Consider the following 24,934-nt stretch of genomic DNA (forward strand, 5'->3'; position numbering starts at 1 on the left):
GCCTCTTTATTCGGGTAGATTCAAGGTGTGCTGAGCGCTGGCTATGGGCTTGCCGTCCGCCCTTTCGAATTCCGCGGCGAACCGCAGCCATTTACGCCCGCGGCGTTCGAATTTTTCCGTCACCTTGCCTTTTGCCACTATTTCCGTGGTTTCATCCGCGAAAATGGGGTTATGCCAGCGCCATAGCTGGTCATAAACGACGATGCCCTGAATGGGGGGATAGCGCCGATACAGCACCGCCAGCAGATATACCGAGAGGACATTCGGTGCGCATACTTTGCGGCCATCCAGGACATAGCATTCGGCGTCCTGTTCGTCGATAGCCGCCAGATATTCGTCGTTGATCTCCGGGGTTATGGAAAATCTCATTTCCGGCAGAATTGCTCCCTCCTGGAAAGCCGAATAGGGCGTACCGGGCTGGTCTCCCTCACGGGGCTTGACTTCGCTTGGGCGTGTCATCTGTTTACCTCCTTGGTTAGAAAATGATTTCGTCTCTCTTCAATTGAAGAAGTCTCTCTTCGCTGTACCCGCACAAGTCCTTGAGGATTGCGTCGGTATCGCCGCCCAGTTTCGGGGGGTAGCCCAAGCATCGGGACTGCGAATATTTGAAAGGGTTGCCCATGAAGTCCATCGGCTGCCCCGATGCCTCATGCGTGAGGGTTTCGACCATCGACCGTAAAAGCGCCAATGGTTGCCCCAGGGCTTCTTCGACGTTCAAGACGGGGGCCGCCGGAATACGTGCTTCGAACAGCTCCGCTGCCCATGCATCACGTTCTTTTTTCTGGAATTCCTGGGCAAGCACCCGGGACAATTCCTCCACATTTTTTATACGGTCGGCTGCTTTGGCAAAACTCGGATCGTCACGCAGGTCGTCCCGGCCTATCGCTGTGCAGAAGCGGCTCCAGAACATTTCGCCCGTCGGGGATATGGCAAGCGGCTTGCCGTCCTTGCACCGGAAAGTTTCACTCGGCGCGATCATGGGATGGCGAGACCCATGCGCAGCAGGGACTTCCTTGGACAGGAAATAATTCTGCGCCTGCCAGGTGAGCAACGCGAGCTGGCAATCGAGCAGTGAAACCTGGATTGATTTGCCTTCTCCCGTACGAAAGGCCGACAGCAAGCCGGCCAGGGTTCCCAATGCCAGATAAAGCCCCCCCGCCAGATCCGCAATCTGGTATCCGCTGCGGACCGGCTCGCCTCCCTCTTCGCCGGTAATACTCATGAAGCCGCCCATGGCCTGCACTATCAAGTCGAAGGCGGGCGCATTTGCATACGGCGGCTGGTCATGAAAGCCGATTAGCTGGCCCACGACAATTTCTTTGTTTATCGATTTCAGCGACTCGAAATCTATTCCCAGCTTCTTGGGAACATCCGGGGCAAAGCCATAAATCACCGCGTGGGATTTCCGAACCAGGTCGTGCAAGACCGCCAGGCCGTCCTGCTTCTTCAAATTCAGGGCAATGCTTTGTTTGCCCCGATTCACGGATAGGAAAAACGACGAGTCATCATGGAAAAAATGCGGCGGAATATTCCGCGACATGTCTCCTTCCAATGGCTCGACCTTGATGACTTCAGCGCCGAGTTGTGCAAGCAACTGCCCGCCGAAAGGCCCGCCGAGGACCCAGCTCAGATCCAGTATCCGGATGCCTTCGAGCATGCTAGGACTCTCCTGTGATGAGAGGTTAATGAAGTGAAGCAGCGTGCCGTTCCCTCTTCATGGCGTTCTTGCGCCAGAGGGTATCGCGTTCGATGCCGGCGTATTAAATATTTCACTATATGAATTTTTATGAGACAATAGATCATCTTGAATAGCATGTCTCTTATTCATACTATAGCTGTGGCATAGCGTTTTCAATTAACGTTACAATGCTATATAGTGGAATATTAGATCGAGGCCATGTAATGACAGCATCTGGAGAAGTAGCAGGAACCCAAGTTGTGAGGCGTATCGGCCTTTTGTTGCGTGCGATTGCCACACGCAACCGAGACGGCGTCCGGCTGGTAGATCTCGTCAAGGCGGTAGAACTGGACCAATCCACTGCCCATCGGCTTTTGAAGGCCTTGGCGGTGGAAGGCATAGTGCGCCAGGATGCCGAGTCCAAGCGCTATCATCTCGGGGCTTTGATTTATGAATGCGGCTTGGCCATCAAGCCGGAGTTCGATATCCGGCTCGCGGCAAAAAACGCGCTCAGGCGCATCGCCGCGTTTACAGAGGACACCGTATATCTGGTCGCACGGAACCAGCATGAGTCGGTCTGCCTAGACCGGATAGAAGGCAACTATCCGGTCAAGGTACTCACCCTGGACACTGGAGGCAGGCGCCCTCTCGGTACAAACGCCTCCGGGCTGGCGATCCTGGGCTCTTTGCGGCAAGATGAAATCGACCTCATCATTGCGCACAACGAATCGGCTTATTCCAAATACGGAGACATGAACGCGCAGCGCGTGCGACGGGAACTGGAGGCCTTCTGGCAGCGTGGCTATGTGTCCATCACCATAGCCGCGGGTACCGCGACCGTGGGACTGCCCATTCTTGCACCTGGCGGCGACCCGCTCGCAGCCATTGCCGTTGCGGCGATTGAAAGCCGTATGTCACCAGAACGACAGGAACAAATCGCGAAATTCGTGCGCAAGGAAATCGCTGGCATTGGCGTCCCCGCGTAAACCGCGGGGATATGCCATCGAAGTCGCAGAATAGGACATGCCACTCACCGACTCGGCGCGGATGTCCGAATCGAAGCTGCCGGGCAAAGCGTATTCAGTGCTTCGCCTGGCTATCGCTCGCCAGGGCCAGGTGATCGGCCGACCAGCCGCCGCCCAAGTCGCCGATCAGCGAAACCGTATCGAGCAGGCGCTGCTGGTGCACGCTCAGGGCGGCTTGCTCGGTGCTCAGTTGGGTTGCCTGGGCGACTGCGACCGTGGTGAAGTCGGTCGTACCGGCCGCATATTCGTTGCGGGCGATCTCGGTGGCGCGCCTGGCGTCCTGCACGGCGCCGTCGAGCACTTCGGCCCGCTGGGCAAGGATGCGCAGGCCCGCCAAGTCGTCCTCGACGTTCCGGAACGCGGTGAGGACCGTGCCGCGATAGTTCGCCACTGCGGCTTCGTATTCGGCCTTGGCGGCGGCGACCCGGCCGTGGCGCGCGCCGCCTTCGAACAAGGTGACGCCCAGGTCGGCCCCCAGCGACCAGACATGGTTGGCGATGTTCAGCAGCCCGGCAATCGGCGATTGCGTAAAGCCGTCGGCCGCCGACAGTGACAGATTGGGGTAGTACGCCGCCACGGCGACGCCGATCGCGGCGTTTTGCGCGGCCATCTGGCGCTCGGCGATAGCGATATCGGGACGGCGCTGCAGCAGCGTCGAGGGCACGCCCACCGGAACATTCGGCAATGCGGGCAGCGCCGTGCTGTGCGGGATGTCGAGCTCTTCGGGGTTCTTGCCGACCAGTACGGCGATCGCATGCACGTACTGGGCGCGGGCAACGCCCAGGGCGATCAGGCTGGCCTGCGCGTTCTTGAGCTGCACGCGCGCGCTGATCACATCCGAGGGCGGCGCGGTGCCGGCCTCGCCCTGGTCGGTCACTACGCGCAGGGATTCGCGATAAGCGTCCACCGTCTTTTGCAACAGGTCGATATTGGCATCGGTGATGCGCAATTCGATCAACGCGGTCGCAAGTGCGATCTGCTCGGACAAAGTGGCATTGGCCAGCGTCGCGGCGCTCGCCTGAGCATTGGCCTTGTTCTCTTCCACGCTGCGGCGCACGCCGCCCCAGAGGTCCGGCGCCCAGCTCACTGCGCCTTCGATCGACCCGGAATTCACTACGGACGGGCCATTGCCCCCGCTGCGGCTCGATGTGCTGTTACTGCGCTGCCGGGAAACAGAGCTGGAAAGGCCTATGGTGGGGAACAGCGCGCTGCGCGCCACCTTGACTTCGGCCAAGGCCGCCTGGTAGTTGGCGTAGCTCTGCGCCACCGTCTGGTTCGAGACGGCCACTTGCGGCTCCAGCTCGTCCAGCAGCGGGTCGCCGAAAGCCGTCCACCAAGCGCCCTTGGGCGCCGCCGCCGAGGCCGGCGTGGCCTGGGTCCAGCCCGGCAGCTCTTTGTAGTGCGCCGGTGTGGCCACTTGCGGGCGTTGATAATCGGGACCAACCGTACAGCCTCCGAGCGCCAAGGCCAGTGCAAATGCGAGCGGCGCGCAGCAGATCTTCGTCTTCATGAAATCGTATCCAGGGGATGCTGTGGCCCATGCATAAGCCACAGGCAGAACCTTGCGTTCGCAGGCGAGCGCCCGGATGCGCCCTGTACAACCTGGACTCGTGCGCTGCCTACCAGCATCTTGTTTCGCGGCGGGATAGTAAATGTAGAAACGGGGAAGTCCCGCGTGGGAACTAGCATCCAAACCGACCGGTCAAAATCGACTTGACCGGTATACAAAGTGCTTAATATACTAACATTTCATTGGTTAAATATCTATCAGCTAAGCAATGAGCGATCTGGCGCTACATATGCAGAAGATGGAGGCCAGCCTGAACCTCGTCTCTCGCAATGTGGCGGATTTCCCATTGCAAGATGCGGCGCTGGGCGGTTGGCTGAATCTGGTTGCAGGCGGGCTGGCCGATTTGTCGAATGCGACATTGGGCCCCTACGGCATGCACCAAAGCGACTTTCGCGCGCTGGTATATCTGTTTGTCAATGCCGACAATCCTGTTTTTCCAAATGAGCTATCCGCTTATCTTGCGCAGACTCCGGCTAACGTCACCCGCATTGCGAACCTGCTCGTCAAGCGCGGGCTGGCAATGCGCAACAACTGCACCAAGGACCGGCGCCGGGTCGAATTGAGAATCACGCACAATGGCCGCCAATTCGTTCTCAAGCTTATGCCCCAATTCCTGCCGCGCTTGCGCAAGGCATTTTCCTGCTTCAGCGATACAGACAAGCACGAACTGCAACGCCTGCTGCAGCGGCTCGCCGAATCAATGGATACCGTGATTGGCTCCTGAGACGGACACGACACCCCACGCCGCCGACCTGAGCCAGTCACCCAGGCACTCTTGCCGAGCGGTCGGCCACACAATGACTTCATAACCCCCATGAAAAATTTTGCTTTACGCGCAGCCCCATTGTGTCTGGCGCTGCTGTTGACGGCCTGCGGCAAAAGCGGGAACCAGGCACCGGCGGCAACGCCGCCGATGGTAGGCGTGGTGACCGCACAGCCCGAGAGCACGCCGCTCGTCAAGAACCTGGTAGGCCGCTTGTCGGCGTTTCGCAGCGCCGACGTGAACGCCCGGGTCGCGGGCGTCCTGCTCAAGCGCGCCTATGTCGAAGGCAGCGAGGTAAAGAAGGGCCAGTTGCTGTTCGAGATCGACCCGGCCCCCCTCAAGGCGGCGCTGGCCAGCGCCCAGGCGCAACTGGCGAAAGACCAGGCGATCCTCGGCCAGTCGCGGGCGGACTTCGCCCGCTACCAGCGGCTGCACCAGCAAAAGTCGATAGCCGAACAGACCTACACCGACCAGAAGTTCCTGGTGCAGCAAAACGAAGCAACGGTCAAGGCAGACCAGGCCAGCGTGCAAACCGCGCGCATCAACCTGGGCTATGCCTATGTCACGTCGCCCATAGACGGTCGCGCCGGCCAGCAGCAGGTCACTGAAGGCGCTCTCGTGGGGCAAGGTTCCGCGACCCTGCTCACCACGGTAAGCCAACTGGATCCGCTGTATGTCAATTTCACCATCGGCGTGAATGATCTCAACGAGCTGCAAACGGCCGCCGAACGTGGCGACATCCAGCTCGCCGAGCCCAACAAGACCACCGTCAAGATCACGCTGCCGGACGGCACGCCCTATTCCGAGTCGGGCACGGTGGACTTTTCCGCCCCCACGGTCGATCCGTCCACGGGGTCGATCACCTTGCGCGCGCTGTTGCCCAACCCCAAGTTCAGGCTGCTGCCGGGCACTTACGTGACCCTGAAAATGGCGATGGGGGTACGCCACAATGCGTTCCTGATCCCGCAAGCCGCCGTGCAGCGCGACATCACCGGCACCTACGTATTGGTGGTCGGCAAGGACGGAACGGTCGCGCACCGCAACGTGACCACCGACGGCACTCACGGGGTCGATTGGGTCATCACTTCCGGCCTGAATGCGGGCGACCCGGTGATCGTGTCCGGATTGCAGACGGTGCAGATAGGCGGGAAAGCCAAGACCGAACCCTGGCAGCCTCCGTCGTCGGCCGCAAAAGCCAAGGGCGCCGCTGGCGCATCCGCCACAGCCTCCGGCAGCAAGTAACGGGATTTCCGCATGTCGAATTTCTTTATCGATCGACCCATTTTTGCGTGGGTGATCGCGATTCTGATCACTCTGGGCGGCGTGCTCGCGATCGACAACCTCGGCGTCCAGTCATACCCGAACATCGCGCCGCCGCAGGTTTCGATCGTCGCCCACTACCCCGGCGCAAGCTCCAGCACGGCCGAGGGCTCGGTGACCCAGGTGATCGAGCAGCAGCTCACCGGCATCGACAACCTGCTGTATTTCAACTCGTCCACGAGTTCCAGCGGCCGCGTGGCGATCACGCTGACCTTCAAGCCCGGCACCGACCCCGACATCGCTGCGATGCAGACGCAGAACCAGGTCACGCGCGCCGAACCACGCTTGCCGCCGGCAGTGCTTTCGCAGGGCATCATCGTCGCTAAGGCCAACCCCGACACGCTGATGGCCATTGCGCTGAGTTCGAGCGACCCCACCATCGGCCGGGACCGCCTCAACGACATCGTCGCTTCGCAGGTGCTGAACCCGATCTCGCGCATACCCGGCGTCGGCACCACGAACCAGTTCGGCGCCGAATACGCCATGCGGATCTGGCTGAACCCGGAAAAAATGCACGGCTACGGCCTGTCGGCAACCGACGTGATCAACGCGCTGGAAGCGCAGAACATCCAGGTGGCGGCCGGTACGCTGGGCGCCGACCCTGCGGTCAAGGGCTGGGGTTTCACCGCCAACGTGGCCGGCGAAGGCCTGTTCTCGACGCCGCAGCAGTTCCTCGGCATCATCCTGCGCGCCAACGCCGATGGCACCGTGGTGAAACTCGGAGATATCGCGACCGCGGACTTCGGGCCGCAAGGCTATGGCTTCAACACCCTCTACGACGGCAAGCCGGTCGGCGCATTCGCGATCCAGACCCTGCCCGGCGCCAACGGCCTGGCCGTCGCAAAGGCGGTGCGCGCCGAGATGGCGAAGCTGCAGGTGGGCTTCCCGGAAGGGGTGACCTGGTCCGTTCCCTACGACACCACGACCTTCATCACGATCTCGATCCACGATGTGCTGGTCACCCTGGTCGAAGCCCTGGTGCTGGTGTTCCTGGTGATGCTGGTTTTCCTCCAGAACTTCCGCGCCACCATTATCCCGGCCATCGTGATTCCCGTGGCGCTGCTCGGGGCGTTCATCGGCATGGACGCGCTCGGATTCTCGGTGAACCAGCTCAGCCTGTTCGGCATGGTGATGGCTATCGGCATCGTCGTGGACGATGCGATCGTGGTGATCGAGAACATCGAGCGCATCATGACCGAGCAAGGCCTTTCGCCCAAAGAGGCCGCGCGCAAAGGCATGAGGGAAATCTCGGGCGCCGTGGTCGCCATCACGGCCGTGCTGCTGGCGGTGTTCGTGCCCTCGGCCTTGCAGACAGGCTCGACCGGGATCATCTATCGTCAATTCGCCCTGACGATCGCGGTATCGATGTTCTTCTCGGCGTTCCTCGCCCTGACCTTCACACCGGCCCTCTGCGCGAAATACCTGCAGCCGGAACACGAACGCAAAAAGAACTTTTTGTTCCGCAAGTTCAACGACATATTCGACTGGACGCACAACACCTATGTCGGTCATGTGACGCACGCCGTGCGCCACGCCCCGCGCTGGATGATGGTGTTCGTCCTGGTAGTGGTGATGTCGGGCTTTCTCTACGTCAAATTGCCGGGCAGTTTCATACCGCAGGAAGACCAGGGCTACTTGCTGGCCATGGTGCAGTTGCCGCCGGGCGCCACCAAGCAGCGCAGCGAAGCGGTAATGAGCCAGATATGGAACACGCTCAAGAAAGACCCCGAGATCGAGCACATGATGCAGATCATCGGCTTCAGCCCCGTGGGCTCGGGCGAAAACAACGGCATGGCCTTCATACAGCTGACAGACTGGGAAAAGCGCAGCCTGTCAGCGGAACAACTGATTCCAAAGCTGAATGCGCAACTGCATAAAACCATCCGCGACGCGTCCATCGTCGTCGTCAACCTGCCCACGGTGCATGGCCTCGGCCAGTTCGGCGGCTTCGACATGTACCTGGAAGACACGGGCGGCCTGGGGCGTACTGCGCTCGACCAGGCGCTGAAAACCGTACAGGCCAAGGCCAAGGATAACAAGATACTGGTCAATGTGCGGGCCAACCAGTTGCCGCCGGCGCCGCAACTCGATTTCAAGATCGACCGCGTACAGGCAGCCTCGATGGGGCTTTCGGCGACCGACGTGGCCAATGCTGCCAGCCTGATGCTCGCCCCCACCCAGGTCGGCCAGATGTTCGCCGAAGGGCGCGTCAAGTTCGTGATGCTGCAGGCCGATGCGCCCTACCGCATGAGCCGCTCGGCGTTCAACGATTTCTACACGCCCAGCAGCACGCAGAAGAACGCGGACGGCACCCCGGCGATGATTCCGATTTCCAGCGTCATCAATAGCCATTGGGATCTGGTCTCGCCTTCGCTGTCGCGTTTCAACGGCAACCCGGCGATCGAAGTCGTGGGCGACGCCGCCCCCGGCTACGCCTCGGGCGAGGCGATGGACGAAATGCAGAAAATCGTGATGAACGACCTGCCGCACGGCTTCAGTTTCGACTGGGCGGGCGAGTCGTTCCAGGAAGTGGCGTCCAGCAGCGGCTCAACCATGCTGATGGCCCTGTCCATCCTGGTGGTGTTCCTGGCGCTGGCCGCCCTTTATGAAAGCTGGTCGGTGCCCATCGCGGTGCTGCTGATCGTGCCGCTCACGCTGCTGGGCACGGTGCTGTTCACGATGGGGCGCGGGCTTTCCAACGACGTGTTCTTCAAGATCGGCCTGGTGACCGTGATCGGCCTGGCCGCCAAGAACGCCATCCTGATCATCGAGTACGCCGTCGCGGCACAGGCGGAAGGCAAGACCTTGCGCGAAGCGATCCTGACCGCGGCCCGGCTGCGCTTCCGCCCCATCCTGATGACTTCGTTCGCCTTCATTCTCGGCGTGTTCCCGCTCTTCATCTCCACCGGCGCCGGTGCCAACGCGCGCCACGCCATCGGTACCGGCGTGATCGGCGGCATGCTGTTCGCCACGATTTTCGGGCTGCTGCTGATCCCGGTGTTCTTCGTGGTCGTGCGGCGCATAGCGGGCGACAAGCTCGACGGGACGCACGCGGCAAAAGACAAGCCACCGGAGACGCATCCGTCCTAGCGCAGTCGCCGGCTAGACGGTTTGTCTACAAGCAAAGGGGCCGAGTTTTGCTCGGCCCCTTTTGCGTTCGGCGCCAGCCTGCGCATGCGCTGCACGCAGGATCTTCACTCGGCCAGCCGGAACCCCTCGCGGCCAGCCGAATTCCCCTCGCCCCTCTTTCAGACCCTTGCCACCAGCAATTCCTCCGAATTCCTGGGTGGACGCAAATCATCCGCTCTCCCCGCAAAGTAGCGCTCCGCCAGGGCGGATGCCGACACGTGCTGCACTTTCTGGAACCCTGCCTCGGTGGCAAGAGCCATGATCTCGTCCGGCTTGAAGAAGCTGATCCAAGGCGTGCCGCTGGCCCGCGCACCTGCCGCGGCGCGCTCTACCCCGATGCGTATCTCGGGATCGAGCATCTCGATCGGGCACAGGAACGACATGACGAATATGGAGCCTGGCACAAACGCCGCAATCCGGCGCAGGGTCGCCATGACGGCGTCTCGAGTCAAATACATGCTGACCCCCGTCGATGCAATGACCGCCGGGCGCTGGACATCGAATCCCGAGGCGACCAATCGACTTAGCCAGTCGTCGCCGGCCTCGAAGTCCACGGGTACGAGCTCGAGGTTGCCGGCAATACCGAGGCCCGTAGCCACAAGGCGCTCGCGCTTCCATGCCTGGGACTCGGGCTGGTCCAGCTCGAAAATGCGCAGCCGGGATGCGAACTCGGGCCGGCGCTGAGCAAACGAATCCAGCCCCGCGCCGAGAAGAACATACTGGCCCACGCCGCGCGACACCTGCTCTTCGACCAGATCCTCGATGTAGCGAGCGCGCGCCAGAATGGCCGCGCGAAAGGGCTTGGTAAACGGACTCATGTCGGGGCGATCGCGCCAATCGTCATCGGGCGCGACCAGTTTCAATCCGACCTCGTCTTCGAATACATGCGGCGGCGCATCCGCCTGTACATGCAAGGCCCGCCACAGCGCAGTGCGTACGGCAGTGTTGTCCGGTATTTCAGCTTCCTTGTCGTGTGCCATGTTTTATCTCCTTTGATTGCCGGGCGATTCGCTCAGAGGCCGGCGGCGCATCGAGCCGGCTACTCTTTGCCGACGCGTGCCACGGTTGAGCCTTGCTTGTCGGCTGAGCCACGGCTTGTCCCCGGTTCCGTCAGCCAAAACAGGAAAGCAATGCCCCCGAAAGCGCCGCCCAGCCATGCAACAGCGGTCCAGCCGGCCAATTGATATAGATAGCCCGTCAGCACCGAGCCAATAACGCCGCCGAGGAAGAAACAAGTCATGTACGCGGTCGTGATGCGGCCGCGCATCTTCGGGTTCAGCTCGTACACCACGCTCTGGTTGAGAATGTGCTGGCCTTGCTGGCCGAGATCCAGCAAGACCACGCCCACGACGATCGCGGCCAAATAATTTTGGAAAAACCCCATGATGGCAAATGCAAGCACAATAACCGCCAAGAACACACCGGTGCCGGTGTGCGCTTTGCCGCGATCATGCAGCCGGCCGGCAGCCATGGCGCACATCGCCCCCGCCGCCCCAAGCAGGCCGAACAATCCGACGACAGTGTCGCCGTAGTTGTAGGGCGGCCGCGTGAGCAGGAACGAAAGGCCTGTCCACAGTGTCGTGAAAGCCGCGAAACCCAAAGCGCCATAAACAATGCGCCGCCTCAGCAGCGGCTCTTCGCGGAACAGTTGCACCACGGAAAGCAATAGCGGGAAATAGCGCAAAGATGTCTCGTTACGGAACTGCGGCAGCACACGCGACAAGACCCACGCCTGTATCACCATGAAAGCCGCCGCTATATCGAAGACAGCGCGCCAGCCCAGCACGTCGGCGACAAAGCCCGAGAACGTACGGGACAGCAGGATGCCAAGCAGCAACCCGGCCATTACACGGCCGACGACTTGCCCGCGCTGATCGTCCATGGCCAGGTGGGCGGCGAAGGGCACGAGCACCTGCGCGGCCGTTGCCGTGATCCCGATGATCATGGACGCCACAAGGAAAACGCCGATACTGGACGCCGCGCCGGCAAGCACCAAGGCCGCAGCGGTGCATGCCGAAAGCACGGTCACCAAGCGGCGCAGCTCGAAGAAATCACCTAATGGAACGACCAGCACCAGGCCGAAGGTGTAGCCCAGTTGCGTCATGGTCACGATCAGCCCTGCCGTGCCGGTCGAAACGAGGAAATGGCGCGCCAATGTATCCAGCAGCGGCTGCGCATACCAGATGTTGGCTGCCGCAATTCCCGTGGCCACGGCCATGACCTGCACCAAGGCCGAATTGCTTGCGACCGACCCGGCGCGGGCCAGCGCCTTGTAGCCGGTGCTACCCAGTTTTCCCATCAGAGAGTTCCCAATTTTGACTAGAATATTGTTCTAGATTTTTATTCTAGAATTAGAATAATATTCTAGTCAAGCATATAATCGCGTCGGGACAAGCAAAGAAATAGATCGAGATGACTCGCACATCAGCCACATCAGCCAGCAAAGCCACACTCAAGCACAATCGGCGGCAAGCGATCGGCGAAGTGGCAATGACCCTGTTTCGGGAACGCGGCGTTGCGGCCACACGTGTAGAAGATATCCTCGAACGTGCCGATGCCAGCAATGGCAGCTTCTATCACCATTTCGGCAGCAAGCTCAACCTGGCCGTCATCTTGTATCTGGAAACGCTGCAGCGCTTCCAGGGCGACCTGCTCGACGAGCTCGAGCGGCACGAGGGCGCCCGGGATGGCATCGAGAGCGTAGTGCGGCGTTATCTGCGCTGGGCGGCGGAAAACCCCACCGCGATGCGCTACATGATGCATTGCCGCGAGCCATCGGTCGCCAGCGCCTCGGAAGGCAAGGAAGCCGCGCTGAACAAGCAATTTTACGAACAGCTTATACGCTGGCTGCAACGCCATATAGATGCCGGCGAAATCGTAAGGCTGCTTCCCGAGCAGTACTACGCCTTGTGGATCGGGCCGGCGCACCAACTGGTGCGCAGCGCAATCAACGAACTGGACTACTTCGCCAAACCCGACCCCGAAAGCTACGTCCGGCATCTGCAGGAATCCGAGCAGCCCCTCGTGCACGCGGCCTGGCAGGTTCTCAAGAAGCCCGTCGGCTGATCAGGCCACCGCAGCACCGGGCTGCTGTTTCGCCACAGAGCCGTCCAACAGCCCAGCGCAGGCTTCCACCAGATCATCGAAGCGATGCAGCAGGAAGTCCGGCTTCAGTTCGGCAACGGGGATTTCGGTGTAGCCGAAATCGACCAGCACCACAGGCACTCCGGCAGCCTTCGCGGCCCCGGCATCGGCGTCGGAATCGCCCACCATGAGCGTGCGCGCGAGGTTGCCGCCTACGGCCTGCACCGCTTCGATCAAGTGCGCGGCATTGGGCTTGGCCGCCGTGACGGCATCGATGCCCACCACGCCTTCGAACAGCTCCAGCACACCCAGCTTGGACAACAGGCTGCGCGACAGCCCTGTGGGTTTGTTGGTGCAGACGACCAGCGTGGCACCTGCCGCCTTCAGGGTTTTCAGGGCATCGTCCACGCCCGGAAACAGCCTGCTCTGGTCTGCGACATGGTCGCCGTAATAGCTCAGGAAACGGTCGAAAACGGCAGTGGCGCGGGCGGCCGGGTCTTGTTCTCCGGCGAGCTCGAAGCCCCACTGCAGCATCCGCCGGCCTCCGCGGCTGATGAGGCGCCTGCCTTCGTCATAAGCCAAGGGCTGCACGCCTTCTTCGACCAGGATGGCGTTCACGGACCCGACCAGGTCGGGGGCCGACTCGACCAGGGTGCCATCGAGGTCGAAAGCTATGGTTGCTTCGTTAAAGGCGATGAGATCTGTCACAGCGTGGGGCTCCTTCCTGGGCCGAAGAGTTCGGCCCAATCATGCGCCATAGCTTAACGCTCGCAAGCGTCTTTGTCGCATACCGGATTCCTAGGTCGATTACGGCACGACCGCTTGCGGTTCGGACGCTGCGTCTTTGGCCAGGAGATGGGCAACAGCCCCTACCTGCCATAATTACACTATGGCCCATAGACTATGGCTCCGAACGCACTATAGCCTGCGGGTTTGCGCAGCGAACGGAACAGACATCCACATCAGGAAGACAGCGTGCAGAATTCAACAGCGCAGCAACCCGGCTACCGCCGGGTAGATCCCCAGAAACTGAGCACGTTCGTGAGCGAGGTCTATTGCAGCACCGGCGTGTGCCGGGCCGACGCCGCGGTCGCCGCCGACGCCCTGGTGCAGGCCGACCTCTGGGGGCACCAGTCGCACGGCGTTATGCGCCTGCGCTGGTATTACGACCGGCTCAAGTCCGGCGCCATGAAGACGGTCACCGACGTGCGCACGGTCGTCGACGCCAAGGCTGCCGCCGTGCTGGACGGCGGCGACGGGGTAGGCCCGGTAGTGGCCAAGCGGGCCACCGAAGAAGCGATAGCCCGGGCCCGCGAGTACGGCGTCGGCGCCGTCTCCGTGCGCTATTCCAACCACTTCGGCACATGCATGTATTTCTCGCGCATGGCAACCGAGCAGGGCTGCATCATGCTGCTGATGACCAACGGCGGCCCGGGCATGGCTCCATGGGGCGGACGCCGCAAGCTGGTCGGCACCAACCCCTGGTCGGTGGGTGCGCCGGCGGGACGTCATGCCCCGATGATCATGGACGTCGCCAACACCGGCGTGGCACGCGGCAAGATATTCCTGGCCAGGCAACGCCACGAGTCTATCCCCGAGGGTTGGGCCATCGACGCCGACGGCTATCCCACCACCGACCCGCGCAAGGCTCTCGAAGGCTTTGTTCTCCCCATGGCTGGACACAAAGGCTACGCCATAGGCGCCATGGTCGATGTCCTGTCCGGCGTCCTGTCGGGCAGCGGCATACTCGACGAGGTGCACAGCCCTTACGACCCGGTCAATCGCAGCGGCGCCGGCCATTTCTTCCTGGCGCTCGACATCGCCGCTTTCCAGCCGCTGGCACAGTTCAAGGCGCGCATGGAAGAGTACATCGCCAAGCTCAAGGCCGCCCCCGTGGCCGCGGGCCACGACGAGGTCTACTACCCGGGTGAAATCGAGGCGCGCAACGACCTGCGCCAACGCGCCGACGGCTTGTATTTGCCCGAGGACACCCTGGCAGACCTGCAAAAGACCGCCGAGGCCACCGGGGTGGATCTATCGCCTGTCTTTGGCTGATCTAGCCGCAGTTCCCACGATTTCAGCCGCGCTCGGGACTCATGCGGCCCAGGGGCAGGCGCGACACTCCAAGGCCAGCTCAAAGCCAGGCCGACATATGACAATGCGATCAGGCGCCTGCCTTGCCAAGCGGGGCCTCGCGCCCGACCATGGCCTGCTGCTGCGGGGAATAGCGCTCGCCTTCGATGGGAATCCGGGCGGCGGCGGCTTCGATGTCGCGAAGCTCCGCGGCCGAGAACTGGATCTTGGCTGCGCCGAGGTTTTCTTCCAGCCGATGCAGCTTGGTGGTGCCCGGGATCGGTGCGATGTAGGGGCGCTGAGCCAGCAGCCACGCCAATGCAATCTGTGCGGGTGTCGCACCCTTGTCGTCAGCAACCCGTTTCAGCAGCTCGATAAATGCCTGGTTCTTGGCCAGCGCTTCAGGCGAGAAGCGCAGCACCGATTTGCGGAAATCGCCATCGCCCAGTTTGAAGTCCTTGCCCATTGCGCCGGTGAGAAAACCCTTGCCGAGCGGGCTATAGGGCACAAGACCGATACCCAGCTCGTCGCACGCAGCAAGAATGCCGTTGTGCTCGACGGCGCGCCACCACAATGAATATTCGTTCTGCACGGCAGCAACCGGCTGCACGGCATGGGCGCGGCGCAGCGTCTGCACGCCCGGTTCGGACATACCGAAGTGCTTGACCTTGCCTTCGGCAATCAGCTCTTTCACGGTGCCGGCGACATCTTCAATCGGCACATTCGGATCCACACGGTGCTGGTACAGCAGATCGATGGCGTCGATGCCAAGGCGCTTGAGCGAGCCTTCCACCGCCTGGCGAATGCGCTCGGGGCGGCTTGAGACACCACGGTTCTCGCCGGTTTTGAAATCAATGTCGAAACCGAACTTGGTGGCGATCACCACCTGATCGCGCAAAGGCCGCAGTGCCTCGCCGACCATCTCTTCGTTGGTGAAGGGACCGTAGACTTCGGCGGTGTCGAAGAAGGTCACGCCGCGCTCGACAGCGGCGCGAATCAGCGCCACGCCATCTTTGGGCGATAGTTTTGTGGCATAGCTGAAACTCATGCCCATGCAGCCGAGGCCGATGGCGGAAACGTCCAGATTGCCAAGTTTACGTGTTTGCATTTTGTGACTCCTATGTGAGGTTGCGGTTCACATCGCGTAATCGGGTTTCTTGTACAGCCTTTCCACGTGTCCGACAATGTCCGGCCTATAAACCTTTTCGGCCCAGTCTTTGGCGTCGATTTCCTCCATCGCGACGGAAACGGATTCCTCGCCATAGCCGAAGACACGTGTGACGTCCTTGGTGATGGCATCCGCGAGCTGCTGCTTTTGCTGCTCGGACTTTCCGGGCCAAAGCTTGACGATGATGTGCGGCATGATGCCCTCCCGATGGCTTGCGCTGTTATGCGCCGGAGTCTTCGAACACGCGCCGCGCAATCTGGAGCGCGGTACTTGCGACTGGCCAACCCGCGTAGAACGCCATATGCGTGATCACCTCGATCAGTTCATCGCGGGTGACGCCATTTTCCAGCGCACGCTTGAGGTGAAAGGGCATTTCGTTGACGCGATAGAGCGCGACCAGACACGAAACGGTAACCAGGCTGCGATCGCGCGGCGAGAGTTGCGAACGTTTCCACACATCGCCGAACAACACCTTGTCGGTATAGTCGGCCAGCGCGGGGGCGATATCCGCAAAGGGATTACGCGGCGTGGACGCTTTGTCGATCATGACAATCTCCTTTTCAAATGGTCAAAGAGTCTGGACTCGGCTCGCACGAGAGCTCGCAAAGGCCAGAAAGGCGGCAACCAGCAACAGGATGGCACTCGCCGTGTCGCGGCTGACACTGTCGGCGCTCACGGGGACGTCACAGAGGGTAGTTGTCATTTCCATGGCCGACATTATCCCGGCCATGGATAACAATGACTAGCTACTTTAATCTTAATGGCGTTATAAGATAAGCTAATTAATTACTCATGGGCGCCGAATCGTGGCAAGACATAATCTCAACGAGCTGCTGTACTTCGTAACGGTAGCGCGCGAAGGCAGCTTCACCCGCGCCGCCGCCTCGCTTGGCGTGACCCAGTCGGCAGTCAGCCAGACCATCAGCGGGCTGGAGAAGCGCCTGCGCATCCGGCTGCTCACGCGCACCACGCGCAGTGTTTCGCCCACGGAAGCGGGTGAACGCCTGGTGCAGGCGATCGGCCGCCGCTTCGATGAAATCGAATCGGAACTGGACGCACTGACCGCCATGCGCGACAAGCCTGCCGGCACCGTCCGCATCACCTGCGGCGACCGCGTATTGAGCAGCAACATATTGCCGAAGCTCACGCCATTGCTGCGCGAATATCCCGACATCAAGATGGAGTTCGACGTGAGTTACGGATTCCGGGATATCGTCGCAGACCGCTTCGACGCCGGCGTGCGAATGGGCGAGAGCGTCGACAAGGACATGATTGCGCTGCCTATCGGCCCCAAGCTGCGAATGGCCGCGGTCGCCACAGCATCCTATTTCGCTGCGAACCCGGCGCCGAAAACGCCGCGTGACTTGCTGTCACATCGCTGCATCAACCTACGATTTCCAACCTACGGCGGACTCTACATCTGGGAATTCGAACGCCGCGGCCATCCGTTGAACGTCCATGTGGACGGGCAGCTTACGTTCAATACGTCGCCCGCGATCGTCCAGGCGGCGCTGGCGGGGCTGGGCGTGGCATTCCTGCCCGAAGACGAGCTCCTGCAGCATGTCGAACAAGGGAGCCTGGTTCGCGTGCTTGAAGATTGGTGTCCGCCCTTCCCCGGCTATCACTTGTACTACCCGAATCGCCGCCTGCCTTCGCCCGCCTTCAAATTGGTGGTGGAAGCGCTTCGGTACCGAGGCTGAAGGGCGCGGCCATGACATCGCTTCAGGCACTTCATCTATATTCGCGCTTTCGCCATCAAGGCATCTCACAGCGCCTGGTCATTCGCACGATCCAGCCTATGCGCTGAGATTCTGAAGCGGATTTGCCCCCATAACCCCGGCCCCGGCATTGACAATGCGAGGTTTGGATGTAGTATTACAACTTTACTAATAGTTGTCACCATCACGGCAGCGAGAGCGTAATTACGGACATCGGATCGGTCGGCGACCAGATCGAGGCAGATGCATTCGCTCAGCTCGAACTAGCGGATGGAAGATTGTTGTAGCATGGGAATGCCCACTGCGGCGTCAGATGACGGCGGCGCGCCAAAGCGCCGATTTTCAGCAGATGGACGATGCGCATTTGCTACAGCGTATAAGCCGGCGCCAGGCCGGCGATGGAAGACTGATTCAATCGATCACGCCGACTTATTGGGCAAGCCCGACGACGGAGTAGAGATCACGACGCGATCGCTCGAGAAAACTGTTTGAACCACGAGCATGCGGAGTCAACCAGCATGGCAGTATTGACCACGGAAAGGCGAGGCAGTGCGCTGATCTTGACGATGAATCGTCCGGATGCCCGCAATGCCTTATCCAGCGAGCTCGTGCACGCGCTGTTGGACGGCGTGCAAGCCGCGCAGTCCCAGCGGAATCTGCGCGGCATCATCATCACAGGGGCTGGCGACAAGGCGTTTTCGGCTGGCACGGACCTGAAGGAACGCGCCAAGCTATCTCAAGAAGGCAAAGCCGCCCAAAGCCAGGCGCTGTTGACCTTGAGCAAGGCCATCTGGCGCTCGCCCAAACCCGTCATTGCAGCCGTATTCGGCTGGTGCCTGGGCGGCGGCAGCGAGCTGGCGCTTGCGTGCGACCTGCGCATTGCCTCGGAAGACACGCGTTTCGGCTTCCCGGAGATGACGCTGGGCGCCTATCCCGGCAGCGGTGGGCCCGTCACGCTCACGCGCCTCGTGGGCGCAGCGCGCGCCAAGGACTTGCTGTTCACGGCAAGCGGCTTCGACGCGCGCCAAGCCGAGAAAATGGGCATCGTGCAGCGCGTGGTCAAGCGTAAAGAACTGATCGACGCAGCCGTGCAATGGGTCACCGAGATGGAAGCAACCAGCCCACTGGCCGTGGCTGCGCTCAAGCAGTCGATCAACCAGGGCCAGTCTATGTCGATGACTGACGCAGCCGAGCTGGACCAGCTTCTGCGGCGCCCGCTTGATGCGACACAGGATTATGCAGAGGGCATGCGTGCGCACTTCGAGAAACGCAAGCCGATATTCAAGGGCGAATAGGCATCCAATCTTCGCCCGCATCGTACAACAGGGATTTGCTCACCATGGATCAGCCCGCCACGACTGGCAAACCATTGTCCGGCATACGTGTCGTCGATTTTACGCGCTTCTTTGCCGGCCCCTACTGCGCGCAACTGCTCGGCGACCTGGGCGCGGAAGTCATCAAGCTGGAACTACCCGGCACCGGCGACCCGTTGCGCCTGCAGGGGCCGCCTTTCTTCGCCGGCAACGGCATTACCTGGTACGCAACCAATCGCAACAAGCGCTCGATCACTATCGATCTACAGAAACCGGAAGGCCAAGAAGTGGCGCGGGATCTGTGCCTCAAGGCGGACGTGGTACTGGAAAACTTCCGTCCGAACGTACTGAAGAAATTCGGCCTGGACTACGAAACCCTATCGAAGGAATCCCCGAAATTGATTTATGCGTCGATTTCCGGCTTCGGCCCCGACGGCCCTGATGCCGACCTCGGCGCATTCGACCTGACTATACAGGCACTAGGCGGCTACATGGCGATCACCGGCGACCGCGACGGCGCACCGATCAAACTGGGCACGTCGGCCTTCGACATGTTGGCCGGCATGAACTGCCAGTCGGCCATCCTCGCTGCGCTGTTCCAGCGAGCTTCCTCCGGAGCCGGGCAAAAGGTGGAGACCAGCCTGCTGGAAAGCGAAGTGGCGTTCCTGGCAAATGCTGCGCTCGAGTACCTGATCACAGGCAAGGAACCGCAGAAGTGGGGCTCAGAGCATGCACAGCAGGTGCCCTACAAGGCATTCAAGACATCCGACGGCTGGGCAGTGATCGGGGCGGGCTTCCAGAATTTCTACGAGGCCTTCGTAAAGATCCTCGGCTGCCCCGAACTCGCGACCGATCCACGCTTCAAGGAAATGAACGGGCGAGTTACGCATCGCGACGAGCTCTATGCACTGCTAGATGCCGAAGTGCTGAAGTTCACGACAGCAGATATCATCGCCAAACTGGAGGCGGCCCGCGTGCCTTGCGCACCAGTCAATAACATGGCCCAGGTGTTCGGGCATCGCCAGGTGAAGCATCGCAAGCTGGAGATGGACTTGAACCACCCGTCCTACGGCAAGGTGCCGACGCTGGGCCCGGCCGCATGCTATTCCTCTTTCGACATTACTGAAGGCTGGACTGCGCCCCCCGTACTGGGCGAGCATACCGATGCAATCCTCAAGGAATGGCTGGGCTATGGCGAGGATCGAATTTCCTCCCTGCACGAATCGAAGACCCTCTGACGATACAACTGACCGGTAGCGCGCACACCATGGAAGAACTCGAGTACTTCAAATCAGAGGCTGGCAAGATAGAGGAAGTGCCAATCGGCGCCAGCATCGTTTTCACCAAGACGGTGTCGGAGTCCGATGTCTATCTCTACGCGGGCATCACCGGCGATTTCTCGCCGAACCATATCGACCACGAATACATGAAGACTGGCAAATATGGCGAACGCATCGCACACGGCACGCTGCTGTTGGGTTTCATGTCGGCGGCCTCTGCGCGGATGCGCGTAGGGCGCACCGTATCGCTTGGATATGATCGGGTTCGTTTCACAGGGCCCGTGCGATTCGGCGATACCATCAAGACCACCTATACGTTGTCGTCGGTCGACCTCGCCAAGCGCCGTATTCATGCCGAAGTGAAGTGCGTCAACCAGCACGGGGAACTAGTCGCCACGGCCCTCAACATCCGTGCCTACGTGGGCTGATCCAGACAGCGCGTACGCCACCAGCAGCGATAGCCACGCCATGCCCAACAAGCCGTTGACTGGCATCAAGGTAGTCGACTTCACGCGCGTGCTCGCAGGTCCCTACTGCGCCATGTTGCTCGCCGACCTGGGTGCGGACGTGGTCAAGGTAGAGATGCCAGGTAGCGGCGACGCGATACGCCGCCAGGGCCCGCCTTTTTTTCATGGCAATGGCATGACCTATCTTGCCGCCAACCGCAACAAGCGCTCGCTCGGCCTGAATCTGAAAGCCGACCGCGGCAACGCGATTGCACGGCGGTTATGCATGGCGGCCGATGTGGTCATCGAGAACTTTCGCCCCGATGTGATGCCGCGCCTGGGGCTGGGCTATGACGAACTGTCGCAAAGCAATCCGCGCCTGATCTACGCGTCGATCTCGGGCTTCGGTGCGACGGGGCCAGACAGTGTGACGGGAGGCTTCGACCTGACCGTGCAGGCGCTGGGCGGCTATATGAGCGTGACGGGCGCGGCCGACGGCAGGCCGATCAAGCTCGGCACTTCCGCATTCGACCTCATCGCAGGAATGAACTGCCAGGCCGCGATCATGGCGGCGCTACTGCAGCGGATTTCGACAGGCCGGGGCCAGAAAGTCGAGACCAGTCTGCTGGAGGGGCAAGTAGTCTTCCTCGCCGACCAGGCGTTGGACTATCTGATGCATGGCACACTGCCGCGCAAGCACGGTGCAGCCCATGCCAACCGGGTGCCATGCAAGGTGTTCCGGGCTGCCGATGGGTGGCTACTGATCGACGCCTCCAGACAGGACCGTTTCGTAGCGTTGCTCGGGATACTGGGCCGCAGCAAGCTGGCCGACGATACCCGCTTTGCCGACGCCCTCGCCCGCTCACGCAACGCCGAGGCGCTCTATGAGATGCTCGATGCCGCGATCGCATCGCGGACCTGCTCGGAATTGCGGGGCGAGCTCGACGCGGATGCTGTGCCGTGCACACGAATCAATGACATTGAAGCCGCACTCGCGCATTGTCGCGCAACGCAACGCGACATGATCCATATTGTCCGGCATCCCGTCTATGGCGAATTGCCGCAGGTGGGCTCTGCGGCAAGCTATTCAGCGTTCGACATCCATGCCGGCTGGACAGCGCCGCCGCTGCCCGGCGAACACAGCGCGGAAGTGCTGCGAGACTGGCTGGGCATCAGCCAGAATGAGGTCGATGTGCTGGCGGCAGATCGGATCATCTGACCCTTTAAGCCAATCGGCCCGCTCGTTGCGCGGTTCCAGGCATCGCCGATGCCGCACATACACGGCGGCAGACGTCTCGGACAGCCAACGACGGAATACACGCTCGCGCACGGCATTGATTCGTTCAGTGGAAAGCATCGATGCCGGTTAAATAACGGCCGATTATTAGCTGGTTGATCTGCGTGGTTCCATCCGGGATCGTCAGCATGCGCGCATTCCTGAAATGGCGTTCGAGCGGCAGATCGCGGGCAATGCCGGCCGCGCCATGCACCTGGATCGCGCTGGATGTAATGCGTTGCGCGGCCTCAGTTGCAAATGATTTGGCAATCGAAGCCTCCAGATCGCATCGTCGCCCCTGCGACATAAGCGACAAAGCACGGTATACCAGCAATTGCGAGGCGGAAAAGTCGGTCGCCATCTGAGCCAGCAAACCCTGCACCATTTGATGGGCGGCAATAGGCTTGCCGAACTGCATTCTTTGCTTCGCATAATCAACCGAGGCATCCAACGCCGCCTTAGCGATGCCCAGCGCCAATGTCGAAACAAAACAGCGTGAACGGGCAAAGCCCTTCATCGTCTCACGCAGCCCCGCGCCGGGCGCACCCAGCATGTATTCCTCCGACACCAAGACGTCATCGAAGCGTATCTGCGCAAGCGGCCACCCGTTCAGGCCCAGCTTGTCGATTTCATGCACTTCAAAGCCATGCTTTTCACGATCGACCAGGAACATGGAGAACTCCTGGTCGGCTGTTTTCGCCATTACCAGAACGAAATCCGCCACAGCGGCATTCGAGATCCACAGTTTTTCGCCATTCAAGCGATAGCCACCACCTGAGCGGACGGCCGTCGTCCGCATCTCACGCACGCTCGAGCCGATACCGGGCTCGCTGATCGCCGAACAGCCGATTAGTTCGCCACCCATGATTCCTGGAAGATAGGCTTCCTTGATCGAGGGCGAGCCGTTGCTATACACCTTCAACGCTGCGCCTTCAGCGACCCAGGCCAGCCCAGCCACATCCGGAGATACATAGGCCAGCGCCTCGAACAGCAGGCCACTGGTCAGGAAATCCAGCCCCATGCCGCCGCCATCTTCCGGCAACCAGCCGGCACCCACCCCGAAAGGCACCATCTTCCTTATCAAGGCATGCGCCATCTCACGCGTCATGGCTTTATCGTGGAACGACCGCACTATGGGCGCGATTTCTTGGCCGATAAAGCGAGTCCAGCCATCGAGCGCTTGGCGTTGATCTTCGCTGATTTCAAAATCCATGGTCTTGTACAGTGTGAAGAATAGAATCGGAAGTTGTAATCGCCATTTTCAGCCCGTGAAAGGCCCTTCGGCGCCTGTGCATCTCTTCAGTATTCATGCTGTGCCCCGTCGTTGACAATGCATGGTGAGTATGACAAAGTCATCAATAAGTTGTTATACAAGCTAATTTGCCAGGAGGCCAGCAAATGAGCAATACCAGCGCCCGCCGAACGGCGCGAAAGCGTCGAGCCGTCGAGGTGCGTACGAGTGATGTGCTCGTTTTGGGCTGTGGTGCGGCCGGCTACCAGGCAGCGACCACAGCGGCGCGCTCGGGCGCCAAGGTCGATATCGTGGGGTGGGCGCGAGGGGCGTCGCCATTCATTCTCGGTTTCAATGCCAGCCTGCCGCAGGGCACGCCGGGAGATTCGATCGAACAATTCTACCGGGACACCTTCGAGGGCGGCTACAAATTGGGCGAGCCGGATATGATACGGGCGCTCGCCGAGCATGCCGCGGTAGCATTCGAGGAGCTTCAACGCCTGGGCGTGCCGTTCGAAATACGGGACAACGGCCCTGCTCTGCGGCATTTGTCGGGTTCCCGGTATCCTCGTTCTGTGTACGTGGCCAAGGGAACGGGCAATGCGGTCTTGCGCGTCATCACTGGCGAGGCGAAGGCTTTGGGCGTTGGCGAATACCTGGGGTTGAAAGTGTTGGCCCTGTTGGTGTTGGACGGGCGTGTATGGGGCGCGCTTGCTGCGGACTCACACACAGGCAAACTGACTGCATTCCTGGCCGCGAATACGGTTCTGGCTATGGGCGGCATAGGCGGCATTTATCGCGATTCAACCTATCCGGCGGATGTCGATGGCAGTTCCTACACGCTGGCACTCGATGCAGGCGCCGTATTGCGCGACATGGAGTTCGTGCAATTCGAGCCCACGGTGGTCGCGACGCCGCCTGGCGTGCGCGGAATGGAAATGCCCACAGCCATGATTGGCGACGGCGCCCTGCTGAAAAATAGCCAGGGGGAACGCTTCATGTGCCGTTACCACCCGGACGGCTGTGAAAAGCAAATCGAGAAGGCGCGAATGGCGCTTTTCATACAGAAAGAAATCGACGAGGGCCGGGGCACTTCAGCTGGCGCCGTCTATTTCGATGCAACCGCCCTCCGCCCCGAGGTTCTCAACGATTATGTGTCGCACCGCCGGCGTTTGCTGAAGGCCGGCATTGATCCGCAAGTGCAGCCGGTAGAGGTCCACCCCGCTGCACATAGCCTGATGGGGGGCGTGCGTATCGACGCCCAATGTCATAGCGATGTCCCGGGCCTGCTGGTTTGCGGCGAGGCGGCGGGCGGCCTGCATGGCGCCAGCCGCATTGCCGGCAATGGTGCGGCCGACGCCATCACTTTCGGCCGAATGGCGGGCATTTCCGCCTGCACAGGCGATATGCAGCTAAGCGCCACGCAACGAGCACGTATCGAGGAATTGGCGCATGGCCTCGCTGAAGGCACTGATGGCGCCAATGAAAACGGGGCTGCAGCGCAGCGATATGCCGACAAGGTGGCGGAAATCATGTCGACCGACTTCGGTATCCGGCGCACGGGCGCGTCCATGCAAGAAGGAGGAGATCGGCTGGAGTCCTTATACGAAGAGATCTGCAGCCGGTGGACTGGTTCGCTTTTTGACCCGCTCGCCCGGGCCCGCAGCGTAACACTGGTGGCTTTGGCAGTGGCGCGCTCGGCGATCGCCAGGCGGGAGAGCCGTGGCGCCCATTTCAGAATCGACTATCCCGAGCGGGATGAACTGCACTGGACGTGCTCGAACTTTGTGCGTTTGGCCGATGGCGGGCGCCTTACCATAAATACTACGGCGGGCTGATCGTCGGGCGAGCGGGCCTGCG

22 protein-coding genes are annotated in these 24,934 nt (G+C 61.0%); 12 read left to right on the plus strand and 10 right to left on the minus strand.

Annotation, left to right across the window (positions count from 1 at the left end):
* Nucleotides 1-6: 6 nt before the first annotated feature.
* Together KVP10_RS14485 and KVP10_RS14490 are read right to left on the minus strand one after the other, a co-directional pair.
* Nucleotides 7-369: a hotdog family protein gene (locus KVP10_RS14485; RefSeq protein ID WP_246600695.1), complete on the minus strand. Its 363-nt coding sequence runs from the start codon at nucleotides 367-369 to the stop codon at nucleotides 7-9.
* Between the two features lie 106 nt (nucleotides 370-475).
* Complete coding sequence (locus tag KVP10_RS14490; protein WP_217965328.1) at nucleotides 476-1,657, minus strand: CaiB/BaiF CoA transferase family protein; 1,182 nt, start codon at nucleotides 1,655-1,657, stop codon at nucleotides 476-478.
* 245 nt (nucleotides 1,658-1,902) lie between these two features.
* Here KVP10_RS14490 and KVP10_RS14495 point away from each other — a divergent pair, with 245 nt between their 5' ends.
* On the plus strand, nucleotides 1,903-2,664 hold the full coding sequence (locus tag KVP10_RS14495; protein ID WP_217965329.1) for an IclR family transcriptional regulator: 762 nt from the start codon (nucleotides 1,903-1,905) through the stop codon (nucleotides 2,662-2,664).
* A gap of 94 nt (nucleotides 2,665-2,758) precedes the next feature.
* Here the strand turns inward: KVP10_RS14495 and KVP10_RS14500 are convergent, their stop codons facing one another.
* The gene (locus KVP10_RS14500) at nucleotides 2,759-4,213 is read right to left on the minus strand and encodes an efflux transporter outer membrane subunit (protein WP_217965330.1); all 1,455 of its coding nucleotides are present in this window, start codon (nucleotides 4,211-4,213) and stop codon (nucleotides 2,759-2,761) included.
* 268 nt (nucleotides 4,214-4,481) lie between these two features.
* Between KVP10_RS14500 and KVP10_RS14505 the strand changes: the two genes are divergently transcribed.
* The 3 genes from KVP10_RS14505 (at nucleotide 4,482) to KVP10_RS14515 (ending at nucleotide 9,446) form a co-directional block, all read left to right on the plus strand.
* The gene (locus tag KVP10_RS14505; RefSeq protein WP_217965331.1) at nucleotides 4,482-4,997 is read left to right on the plus strand and encodes a MarR family winged helix-turn-helix transcriptional regulator; all 516 of its coding nucleotides are present in this window, start codon (nucleotides 4,482-4,484) and stop codon (nucleotides 4,995-4,997) included.
* 201 nt (nucleotides 4,998-5,198) lie between these two features.
* Entirely contained in the window at nucleotides 5,199-6,278 is a 1,080-nt protein-coding gene (locus KVP10_RS14510) for an efflux RND transporter periplasmic adaptor subunit (protein ID WP_343218747.1), read from the plus strand.
* 12 nt (nucleotides 6,279-6,290) lie between these two features.
* A complete protein-coding gene (locus KVP10_RS14515) occupies nucleotides 6,291-9,446 on the plus strand; it encodes a multidrug efflux RND transporter permease subunit (protein WP_217965333.1) in 3,156 nt (1,051 codons plus the stop codon).
* Nucleotides 9,447-9,604: 158 nt separating this feature from the next.
* On the opposite strand, the gene KVP10_RS14520 is transcribed toward KVP10_RS14515, so the two are convergent.
* The gene (locus KVP10_RS14520; RefSeq protein ID WP_217965334.1) at nucleotides 9,605-10,465 is read right to left on the minus strand and encodes a class I SAM-dependent methyltransferase; all 861 of its coding nucleotides are present in this window, start codon (nucleotides 10,463-10,465) and stop codon (nucleotides 9,605-9,607) included.
* Nucleotides 10,466-10,524: 59 nt separating this feature from the next.
* Nucleotides 10,525-11,712 carry an MFS transporter gene (locus KVP10_RS14525; RefSeq protein ID WP_343218750.1) on the minus strand — a complete coding sequence of 396 codons (1,188 nt, stop codon included), beginning with the start codon at nucleotides 11,710-11,712 and terminating at the stop codon, nucleotides 10,525-10,527.
* Nucleotides 11,713-11,975: 263 nt separating this feature from the next.
* Here KVP10_RS14525 and KVP10_RS14530 point away from each other — a divergent pair, with 263 nt between their 5' ends.
* Nucleotides 11,976-12,551 carry a TetR/AcrR family transcriptional regulator gene (locus KVP10_RS14530; RefSeq protein WP_217965336.1) on the plus strand — a complete coding sequence of 192 codons (576 nt, stop codon included), beginning with the start codon at nucleotides 11,976-11,978 and terminating at the stop codon, nucleotides 12,549-12,551.
* Here the strand turns inward: KVP10_RS14530 and gph are convergent, their stop codons facing one another.
* A complete protein-coding gene (gene gph, locus KVP10_RS14535; RefSeq protein ID WP_217965337.1) occupies nucleotides 12,552-13,277 on the minus strand; it encodes a phosphoglycolate phosphatase in 726 nt (241 codons plus the stop codon).
* Nucleotides 13,278-13,544: 267 nt separating this feature from the next.
* On the opposite strand from gph, the gene KVP10_RS14540 reads away from it, so the two are divergent.
* Entirely contained in the window at nucleotides 13,545-14,624 is a 1,080-nt protein-coding gene (locus KVP10_RS14540) for an Ldh family oxidoreductase (protein WP_217965338.1), read from the plus strand.
* A gap of 109 nt (nucleotides 14,625-14,733) precedes the next feature.
* On the opposite strand, the gene KVP10_RS14545 is transcribed toward KVP10_RS14540, so the two are convergent.
* The 3 genes from KVP10_RS14545 to KVP10_RS14555 are packed head-to-tail and all read right to left on the minus strand — an operon-like array spanning nucleotide 14,734 to nucleotide 16,357.
* Nucleotides 14,734-15,750, minus strand: coding sequence for an aldo/keto reductase (locus tag KVP10_RS14545; protein WP_217965339.1), 1,017 nt, complete (start codon nucleotides 15,748-15,750; stop codon nucleotides 14,734-14,736).
* A gap of 27 nt (nucleotides 15,751-15,777) precedes the next feature.
* On the minus strand, nucleotides 15,778-16,005 hold the full coding sequence (locus KVP10_RS14550) for a tautomerase family protein (RefSeq protein WP_217965340.1): 228 nt from the start codon (nucleotides 16,003-16,005) through the stop codon (nucleotides 15,778-15,780).
* Nucleotides 16,006-16,030: 25 nt separating this feature from the next.
* Nucleotides 16,031-16,357, minus strand: coding sequence for a carboxymuconolactone decarboxylase family protein (locus KVP10_RS14555; protein WP_217965341.1), 327 nt, complete (start codon nucleotides 16,355-16,357; stop codon nucleotides 16,031-16,033).
* Between the two features lie 259 nt (nucleotides 16,358-16,616).
* Between KVP10_RS14555 and KVP10_RS14560 the strand changes: the two genes are divergently transcribed.
* From KVP10_RS14560 to KVP10_RS14580, 5 genes are all read left to right on the plus strand, one after another.
* Entirely contained in the window at nucleotides 16,617-17,510 is an 894-nt protein-coding gene (locus tag KVP10_RS14560; RefSeq protein ID WP_217965342.1) for a LysR family transcriptional regulator, read from the plus strand.
* A 536-nt stretch (nucleotides 17,511-18,046) separates the two neighbouring features.
* Nucleotides 18,047-18,823 (plus strand): enoyl-CoA hydratase/isomerase family protein, encoded by a 777-nt coding sequence (locus KVP10_RS14565; protein ID WP_217965343.1) that lies wholly within the window; start codon nucleotides 18,047-18,049, stop codon nucleotides 18,821-18,823.
* Between the two features lie 44 nt (nucleotides 18,824-18,867).
* Nucleotides 18,868-20,079 (plus strand): CaiB/BaiF CoA transferase family protein, encoded by a 1,212-nt coding sequence (locus tag KVP10_RS14570; RefSeq protein WP_217965344.1) that lies wholly within the window; start codon nucleotides 18,868-18,870, stop codon nucleotides 20,077-20,079.
* Nucleotides 20,080-20,108: 29 nt separating this feature from the next.
* Nucleotides 20,109-20,549: a MaoC family dehydratase gene (locus KVP10_RS14575; protein WP_217965345.1), complete on the plus strand. Its 441-nt coding sequence runs from the start codon at nucleotides 20,109-20,111 to the stop codon at nucleotides 20,547-20,549.
* A 40-nt stretch (nucleotides 20,550-20,589) separates the two neighbouring features.
* On the plus strand, nucleotides 20,590-21,786 hold the full coding sequence (locus tag KVP10_RS14580) for a CaiB/BaiF CoA transferase family protein (protein ID WP_217965346.1): 1,197 nt from the start codon (nucleotides 20,590-20,592) through the stop codon (nucleotides 21,784-21,786).
* A 124-nt stretch (nucleotides 21,787-21,910) separates the two neighbouring features.
* Here the strand turns inward: KVP10_RS14580 and KVP10_RS14585 are convergent, their stop codons facing one another.
* Nucleotides 21,911-23,056, minus strand: coding sequence for an acyl-CoA dehydrogenase family protein (locus KVP10_RS14585; protein ID WP_217965347.1), 1,146 nt, complete (start codon nucleotides 23,054-23,056; stop codon nucleotides 21,911-21,913).
* A gap of 185 nt (nucleotides 23,057-23,241) precedes the next feature.
* Between KVP10_RS14585 and KVP10_RS14590 the strand changes: the two genes are divergently transcribed.
* Nucleotides 23,242-24,912 carry an FAD-binding protein gene (locus tag KVP10_RS14590; RefSeq protein WP_217965348.1) on the plus strand — a complete coding sequence of 557 codons (1,671 nt, stop codon included), beginning with the start codon at nucleotides 23,242-23,244 and terminating at the stop codon, nucleotides 24,910-24,912.
* Nucleotides 24,913-24,934 lie beyond the last annotated feature (22 nt).

This window comes from Candidimonas humi, from assembly GCF_019166065.1.
Taxonomy (GTDB): domain Bacteria; phylum Pseudomonadota; class Gammaproteobacteria; order Burkholderiales; family Burkholderiaceae_B; genus Candidimonas; species Candidimonas humi.

Coding starts and splice junctions, on each gene's coding strand:
- KVP10_RS14565 (WP_217965343.1), top strand. CDS start 18,047: ATGGCAGTATTGACCACGGAAAGGCGAGGCAGTGCGCTGATCTTGACG.
- KVP10_RS14590 (WP_217965348.1), top strand. CDS start 23,242: ATGAGCAATACCAGCGCCCGCCGAACGGCGCGAAAGCGTCGAGCCGTC.
- KVP10_RS14505 (WP_217965331.1), top strand. CDS start 4,482: ATGAGCGATCTGGCGCTACATATGCAGAAGATGGAGGCCAGCCTGAAC.
- KVP10_RS14495 (WP_217965329.1), top strand. CDS start 1,903: ATGACAGCATCTGGAGAAGTAGCAGGAACCCAAGTTGTGAGGCGTATC.
- KVP10_RS14580 (WP_217965346.1), top strand. CDS start 20,590: ATGCCCAACAAGCCGTTGACTGGCATCAAGGTAGTCGACTTCACGCGC.
- KVP10_RS14490 (WP_217965328.1), bottom strand. CDS start 1,657: ATGCTCGAAGGCATCCGGATACTGGATCTGAGCTGGGTCCTCGGCGGG.
- KVP10_RS14575 (WP_217965345.1), top strand. CDS start 20,109: ATGGAAGAACTCGAGTACTTCAAATCAGAGGCTGGCAAGATAGAGGAA.
- KVP10_RS14500 (WP_217965330.1), bottom strand. CDS start 4,213: ATGAAGACGAAGATCTGCTGCGCGCCGCTCGCATTTGCACTGGCCTTG.
- KVP10_RS14485 (WP_246600695.1), bottom strand. CDS start 369: ATGAGATTTTCCATAACCCCGGAGATCAACGACGAATATCTGGCGGCT.
- KVP10_RS14530 (WP_217965336.1), top strand. CDS start 11,976: ATGACCCTGTTTCGGGAACGCGGCGTTGCGGCCACACGTGTAGAAGAT.
- KVP10_RS14515 (WP_217965333.1), top strand. CDS start 6,291: ATGTCGAATTTCTTTATCGATCGACCCATTTTTGCGTGGGTGATCGCG.
- KVP10_RS14555 (WP_217965341.1), bottom strand. CDS start 16,357: ATGATCGACAAAGCGTCCACGCCGCGTAATCCCTTTGCGGATATCGCC.
- KVP10_RS14545 (WP_217965339.1), bottom strand. CDS start 15,750: ATGCAAACACGTAAACTTGGCAATCTGGACGTTTCCGCCATCGGCCTC.
- KVP10_RS14585 (WP_217965347.1), bottom strand. CDS start 23,056: ATGGATTTTGAAATCAGCGAAGATCAACGCCAAGCGCTCGATGGCTGG.
- KVP10_RS14550 (WP_217965340.1), bottom strand. CDS start 16,005: ATGCCGCACATCATCGTCAAGCTTTGGCCCGGAAAGTCCGAGCAGCAA.
- KVP10_RS14570 (WP_217965344.1), top strand. CDS start 18,868: ATGGATCAGCCCGCCACGACTGGCAAACCATTGTCCGGCATACGTGTC.
- KVP10_RS14520 (WP_217965334.1), bottom strand. CDS start 10,465: ATGGCACACGACAAGGAAGCTGAAATACCGGACAACACTGCCGTACGC.